Below are 6857 nucleotides of genomic sequence, written 5' to 3'. Positions count from 1 at the left end.
ATAATAGTTCCTATTTTACTTGGGATAATTGCATTAATATTAAAAATATTAAAAATTAATTAATCTTAAAGCAAAGCCGACGACCGCACCCGCGCCCTGCAGGGTCTAGCCGCCGGTGCCCAAGCCTACCAACTGGCCGATGGCGTCGGCAAAGTGGCCGATTATGCGCGGCAAATTCAGCCGACCCGAATAAGACCAAGCAAGTCTTTTCATAACCCGCGTGCATGGTGCAGACTCCCGTCAAAGCAGAGCAGGACTTAAGGCATAGATAAAGCGGCAACCGGATGGCTGCCGCTTTTTTGTAAAGATGATCGGTACCGATTCACTCATTCTTACATCAGAATCACAATACATACGGAGCACCTAAATCCCCTATTTCTGCAAACAATTCTCCGACCGTCTCCATCAGAACAGAAAACTTGTTGCAGCCACTTTCCTGAAAGAGCTTGGAAAACTCAAATGCATTATGGGATTTTTGAATACCTCAATAATGGCGGCGGCGGAAATAAAACATCCCCTCACTGTCGATTTCCAGCACATAGCGTCCGTTCTGCACGGCGGCATATCCGCTTTTGCCTGCCTGATAGGGTTGCAGTGCGGCATGCAAGACCAGGTAATCCGTCAGTTTGCCGCCGTCTTCGGCGATATTGCCCACCAGTTTGGCAAACAAGGTATGACACACGCCGTTTGCCGACCAACCTGCCGGACCGCCCTTATCGTCGGTTTCCATGCATTTGCCGCTGATGACTTCCAAGTCGTTGGGATGCTTGCCGATCAGTTGCAACACATTCTGTTCCGACAAGCCCTCAATCGGATAAGTCAGCTGTTTTTTGCCTTCAGCCGTTTTTCCTTCTTGCACCCCGCCCAGAGCCAAGCCAGCAATCGCCGTATTGTCGATATATTTGACTTTGAAAACCGGTTTCGGCGCACCCTGCACTGCATTTTGCGGCTGTTCCGCCGTATTTTCGGATTTACCGCAGGCGGCAAGCAGCAGGCAGCCGCTTAACACGACAAAAGATGTTTTAAGCATTCCACACTCCTGATGGTTTCAAAATGCCGTCTGAAACACGGACAATGGATGTTCAGACGGCATGGGTTTATTTCAAAGGACGGATACCGACCGCATCGCGTACTTTGTCCAATAATTCGCGCGCTTCTTTGCGCGCTTTGGCCGCGCCTGCCTGCAAAATGTCTTCGATTTGCGAAGGATTGGCGGTCAGCTCGTTGTAGCGTTCGCGCGGTTCTGCCAGCTCGGCGTTGATTCTGGCAGCCAAGAGTTTTTTGGCTTCGCCCCAAGCCAGGCCGTCGGCAAGCATTTGTGTGAACGCTGCTGTTTCAGACGGCATGGAGAAGGCCTTGTAGATTTCAAACAAGGGGCTTTCGTCAGGCTGTTTCGGCTCGCCTGGCTCTTTCATGTTGGTGATGATTTTGTTGACCGATTTTTGGGTTTTCTTGTCGTTTTCCCAAAGCGGAATGGTGTTGCCGTAGGATTTGGACATTTTGCGTCCGTCCAAGCCGACCAAGAGTTCGACGTTTTCGTCGATTTTCACTTCGGGCAGGGTGAAGAGTTCTTGGAAACGGTGGTTGAAGCGTCCGGCAATGTCGCGCGCCATTTCGACATGTTGGATTTGGTCGCGTCCGACGGGGACTTCGTTGGCGTTGAACATGAGGATGTCGGCAGTCATCAGAATCGGATAACTGAACAAACCCATTTCCACGCCGAAATCGGGGTCTTCCTGCCCGTTTTCTGCATTTGCCTGCACGGCGGCTTTGTAGGCGTGGGCGCGGTTCATCAGGCCTTTGGCGGTAATGCAGGTCAGAATCCAGTTCAATTCCATCACTTCGGGAATGTCGCTTTGGCGGTAGAAGGTGGTGCGCTCGGGGTCGAGTCCGCAGGCAAGCCAAGTGGCGGCAACGGCTTGGGTGGATTGGTGAATCATCTCCGGTTCGTGGCATTTGATAATGCCGTGGTAATCGGCGAGAAAGAGAAAGGATTCGGTATCGGGGTTTTGCGCCGCACGGACGGCGGGGCGGATAGCACCGACGTAGTTGCCCAGATGCGGGATGCCGGTAGTGGTTACGCCGGTCAGAACTCGTTTTTTGCTCATAAAATGTCCTTACGGCATCAATGCCGTCTGAAAGGGAAAAGAATGTGGCGATTATACCCGATTTGCCACATACATCCAGCCGACAACAGACTTTTCCATATTAAGAAGCTATAGTTATACACATTATTATGCATTTTTATATTCTTTAAATTCAATAATATATAGAATTAAATATAGAAAAACAGAAAACAGCACTTGAGTTATCCACAGTCATGCACATATAGGTTTCAACAATGGACGTTTCCAAAAGGAAAAGAAAATGCGATACGACAAATTAACCGCCAAATTCCAACAAGCCCTTGCAGAAGCTCAGAGTTTGGCGTTGGCTGCGGACAGCAGCTATCTGGAAGCGGGCTTCGTGCTGAAAGCCCTGCTTGACGACCAAAACAGCGGAGCCGCCGCGCTCTTGGCTCATGCGGGCGTGAACGTGCCACAGGTGAAACAGCGTTTGCAACAACATTTAAGCAGCCTGCCGAAAGTGTCCGGCCAGGGCGGCGACATTATGCCCAGCCGTGAATTGCAGGCGGTGTTGAACCTGATGGACAAAGCCGCAACCAAACGCGGCGATGCCTATATCGCCAGCGAACTTTTCCTGCTCGCCTTGGTACAACAGAACGATGCGACCGGCAAAATCCTGAAAGAAGCCGGCGCGACCGAACAAAACATTAATGCTGCGATTGACGCGGTACGAGGAGGACAAAACGTGAACGATGCCAATGCCGAAGACCAACGCGATGCGCTGAAAAAATACACACTTGACTTAACCCAGCGCGCCCGCGACGGCAAACTCGACCCTGTTATCGGCCGCGACGACGAAATCCGCCGCGCGATTCAGGTATTGCAACGTCGTACTAAAAATAACCCTGTGCTGATTGGCGAGCCTGGTGTGGGTAAAACCGCTATCGTCGAAGGATTGGCGCAACGCATCGTCAACGGCGAAGTGCCCGAATCCCTGCGCAATAAACGTTTGCTGGTTTTGGATTTGGCGGCATTGATTGCCGGCGCGAAATACCGCGGCGAATTTGAAGAACGCTTGAAAGGCGTGTTGAACGACTTGGCTAAAGACGACGGCAACACTCTGATTTTCATTGACGAAATCCATACTTTGGTCGGCGCGGGTAAAACCGACGGCGCGATGGATGCGGGCAATATGCTGAAACCGGCTTTGGCACGCGGCGAACTGCACTGCATCGGCGCGACCACTTTGGACGAATACCGCCAATACATCGAAAAAGATGCGGCACTCGAACGCCGCTTCCAAAAAGTATTGGTCGGAGAACCCAGCGTGGAAGACACCATCGCTATTTTGCGCGGTTTGCAAGAGCGTTATGAAATCCACCACGGCATCGATATTACCGACCCCGCCATTGTTGCCGCAGCAGAATTGAGCGACCGCTACATTACCGACCGCTTCCTACCCGACAAAGCGATTGATTTGATTGATGAAGCCGCCAGCCGTGTCAAGATGGAAAAAGAAACCAAGCCGGAAGCGATGGACAAAATCGACCGCCGTTTGATTCAATTACGGATGGAAAAGGCACACGTTGAAAAAGAAAAAGACGATGCCAGCAAAAAACGTTTGGAGCTGATAGACGAAGAAATCGACGGTCTGGAAAAAGAATACGCCGATTTGGAAGAAATCAGGAAAGCCGAAAAAGCGATTTCAGACGGTGTCGCCAATATTAAGAAACAAATTGACGAAGTCAAAATTAAAATCGAACAGGCAAAACGGCAAGGCGATTTAGCACTGGCTTCAAAATTGATGTATGAAGATTTGGAACATTTGGAAAAACAGCGTGCAGCCGCCGAACGGGAAGATACGGACGGCACAAAACCGGCAAACAGACTCTTGCGTAATAATGTCGGTGCTGAGGAAATCGCAGAGGTGGTTTCCCGTATGACTGGCATTCCTGTGTCCAAAATGATGGAAGGCGAACGCGATAAATTGTTGAAAATGGAAGAAGTATTGCACCGCCGCGTGGTCGGTCAAGACGAAGCCGTGCGCGCCGTGTCCGATGCCATCCGCCGCAGCCGTTCCGGTTTGTCCGATCCGAACAAACCTTACGGTAGCTTCCTGTTCTTAGGACCGACCGGCGTAGGTAAAACCGAGTTGTGCAAAGCCTTGGCAGGCTTCCTGTTTGACAGCGAAGACCATCTCATCCGCATCGATATGTCCGAATATATGGAAAAACACGCCGTTGCCCGCCTCATCGGCGCGCCTCCGGGCTATGTCGGCTACGAAGAAGGCGGCTACCTGACCGAACAAGTCCGCCGCAAACCGTACAGCGTGATTCTTTTGGACGAAGTGGAAAAAGCCCATCCCGACATGTTCAACATCCTGCTGCAAGTATTGGATGACGGCCGTTTGACCGACGGGCAAGGCAGGACGGTGGATTTTAAAAACACCGTGATTGTGATGACTTCCAATATCGGCAGCCAGCACATCCAACAAATGGGAACTCAGGACTACGAAGCGGTAAAAGAAGTTGTGATGGAGGATGTGAAAGAACATTTCCGTCCCGAAATGATCAACCGTATCGACGAAGTGGTCGTGTTCCACGGTTTGGATCAAGCCAATATCCGCAGCATTGCCAAAATCCAGCTCAAAGGTTTGGAAAAACGTTTGGAAAAACAAAACCTGCGCCTGGCTGTTTCCGATGCCGCTCTGGACATCATCGCCAAAGCCGGTTTCGACCCGATTTACGGCGCACGTCCGCTCAAACGCGCGATCCAATCGGAAATCGAAAACCCGCTGGCAAAAGCCCTGCTGGCCGGAAACTATGCGCCCGAAAGCGAAATCAGGGTGGAAGCCGACGGCGACAGACTGAAATTTGCCTGATTCGTTCCTGCTGTTGAAAATGCCGTCTGAAACGGAGATTCCCGTTTCAGACGGCATTTTATATCCTCGGCAGACAGCCCGTCCCCTTATTGGCGGTAGGTTTGCAGGAATCTTGCCAGCCTGCCCACCGCCTCTTCAATCTGATGGACGTAAGGCAGCGTAACAATGCGGAAATGGTCGGGTTTAATCCAATTAAACCCCGTTCCCTGCACCAGCAGGACTTTTTCGCGCACCAGCAAATCGTAAACGAATTTCATATCATCGTGGATACGGTACATTTCGGTATCGATTTTCGGGAACATATACATCGCGCCCATCGGTTTGACGCAGGACACGCCGGGGATTTGGCTGACCAATTCCCACGCCCTGTTACGCTGTTCCAAAAGCCGTCCGCCGGGCAAAATGAATTCGTTAATGCTCTGATAACCGCCCAATGCCGTCTGAATCGCGTGCTGCATCGGCGTATTGGCACACAGGCGCATGGACGAGAGCATATCCAAACCCTCGATATAACCTTTTGCATGATGTTTCGGCCCGTTGAGCACCATCCAGCCTTGGCGGAATCCGGCAACGCGGTAGGCTTTGGACAAACCGTTGAACGTTACCGTCAAAAGGTCGGGGGCAAGCGCGGCGATGTGGTGGTGAACCGCGCCGTCATAAAGGATTTTGTCGTAAATCTCGTCGGCGAAAATAATCAAACCATGCTTGCGCGCCAGTTCGGCGATTTCGAGCAGAATTTCCAGGCTGTACACCGCTCCTGTCGGATTATTGGGGTTGATGACGACGATGGCTTTGGTTTTGGGCGTGATTTTGGCTTCCATATCGGCAAGGTTGGTAAACCAGCCGTTTTCTTCGTCGCACAGATAATGGCGTACCGTACCGCCCGCAAGCGTTGCCGCCGCCGTCCACAAAGGGTAGTCGGGCGCGGGAATCAGGATTTCGTCGCCGTCGTTGAGCAACGCCTGCATAGACATCGTAATCAGCTCGGACACGCCGTTGCCGATATAGACATCGTTTACCGTAATATCGCGCAAACCTTTGGTCTGATAGTAGTGAACAATGGCTTTACGGGCGGAATACAACCCTTTGGAATCGCAATAGCCTTGCGAAGTCGGCAGGTTGCGGATGACATCGACCAAGATTTCATCAGGGGCTTCAAAGCCGAACGGCGCAGGGTTGCCGATATTGAGTTTAAGGATTTTATTGCCCTCCTCTTCCAACTGAAGGGCTTTTTTGTGAACCGGCCCGCGTATGTCGTAGCAGACGTGGTCGAGCTTTGCAGACTTGGGAAACTTATCCATAATGTGTTCCGTAAATTTTGGGCAATGGGTGGGAATGTACTCTTTTTCACGCGGAATTTAAAGCATCAGGGCAGGGTTTTTCAGGCTTTTCACCTGCCCTCTTTGCGCCGTTCGCTGACACTTTTGCCGCCTATGCCCCAGTTATCGGTATCCACTTCGTCAATCACGACAACCGTTGTTTCGGGATTTTTGCCCAGCACGCGTGCCAGCAATTCGGTTACGCCGCCGATCAATTCCGCTTTTTGCGCGGCAGTCGGCGCTTCCTTACCACCGGTTACTTTAATATTGACATAGGGCATCTTTTCTCTCCATTCAAAAATTTTGCCATCTTATCAGACAAGCCCGTTACACCCAACCGGCTTTTTAATTTCTCAAAAACCATATATCAGACAATAATTTATTTATCAGCACCGAAGCACAGGCTTTCTCCGACACCACCGACGGCAAAGGCGAAGTGGACATCATCCCCTTGCGCCAAGGCTTCTGGAAAGCCAGTGTCGAACACAAAGCCGACTTCCCCGATCAAAGCGTGTGCCAAAAACAGGCGAACTACTCAACTTTAACCTTCCAAATCGGCCATTCTCACCATTAATCCCGCCCGCACAAAAA

Annotated in this window: 5 protein-coding genes and 1 pseudogene; 2 read left to right on the top strand and 4 right to left on the bottom strand. The window is 51.1% G+C overall.

From position 1 onward, the window contains the following. Window positions 1-484: 484 nt before the first annotated feature. Together Q3O12_RS05845 and trpS are read right to left on the bottom strand one after the other, a co-directional pair. On the bottom strand, window positions 485-1030 hold the full coding sequence (locus tag Q3O12_RS05845; protein ID WP_118792254.1) for a hypothetical protein: 546 nt from the start codon (window positions 1028-1030) through the stop codon (window positions 485-487). Window positions 1031-1097: 67 nt separating this feature from the next. Then, entirely contained in the window at window positions 1098-2108 is a 1011-nt protein-coding gene (gene trpS, locus Q3O12_RS05840) for a tryptophan--tRNA ligase (RefSeq protein WP_301669714.1), read from the bottom strand. A 259-nt stretch (window positions 2109-2367) separates the two neighbouring features. Between trpS and clpB the strand changes: the two genes are divergently transcribed. Continuing rightward, window positions 2368-4947 (top strand): ATP-dependent chaperone ClpB, encoded by a 2580-nt coding sequence (gene clpB / locus Q3O12_RS05835; protein WP_301669713.1) that lies wholly within the window; start codon window positions 2368-2370, stop codon window positions 4945-4947. Window positions 4948-5033: 86 nt separating this feature from the next. Here clpB and Q3O12_RS05830 read toward each other — a convergent pair whose 3' ends face one another. Together Q3O12_RS05830 and Q3O12_RS05825 are read right to left on the bottom strand one after the other, a co-directional pair. Next, window positions 5034-6248: a pyridoxal phosphate-dependent aminotransferase gene (locus Q3O12_RS05830; protein ID WP_301669712.1), complete on the bottom strand. Its 1215-nt coding sequence runs from the start codon at window positions 6246-6248 to the stop codon at window positions 5034-5036. Window positions 6249-6337: 89 nt separating this feature from the next. Next, window positions 6338-6547 carry a tautomerase family protein gene (locus tag Q3O12_RS05825; RefSeq protein ID WP_002212949.1) on the bottom strand — a complete coding sequence of 70 codons (210 nt, stop codon included), beginning with the start codon at window positions 6545-6547 and terminating at the stop codon, window positions 6338-6340. 107 nt (window positions 6548-6654) lie between these two features. Between Q3O12_RS05825 and Q3O12_RS05820 the strand changes: the two are divergent. Beyond that, window positions 6655-6840, top strand: a pseudogene (locus Q3O12_RS05820) (DUF4198 domain-containing protein); the annotation flags it as partial. Window positions 6841-6857: the final 17 nt, after the last annotated feature.

The sequence above is a fragment of the Neisseria benedictiae genome, from assembly GCF_958267435.1.
GTDB lineage: Bacteria > Pseudomonadota > Gammaproteobacteria > Burkholderiales > Neisseriaceae > Neisseria > Neisseria bergeri.
Note: the sequence above shows the minus strand (reverse complement) of the source record. Positions and strands in the feature narration are given on the sequence as shown.

Bases quoted from the DNA above. Each gene is read 5' to 3' on its own strand.
- Q3O12_RS05825 (WP_002212949.1), bottom strand. From the start codon at position 6,547: ATGCCCTATGTCAATATTAAAGTAACCGGTGGTAAGGAAGCGCCGACT.
- Q3O12_RS05845 (WP_118792254.1), bottom strand. From the start codon at position 1,030: ATGCTTAAAACATCTTTTGTCGTGTTAAGCGGCTGCCTGCTGCTTGCC.
- Q3O12_RS05830 (WP_301669712.1), bottom strand. From the start codon at position 6,248: ATGGATAAGTTTCCCAAGTCTGCAAAGCTCGACCACGTCTGCTACGAC.
- trpS (WP_301669714.1), bottom strand. From the start codon at position 2,108: ATGAGCAAAAAACGAGTTCTGACCGGCGTAACCACTACCGGCATCCCG.
- clpB (WP_301669713.1), top strand. From the start codon at position 2,368: ATGCGATACGACAAATTAACCGCCAAATTCCAACAAGCCCTTGCAGAA.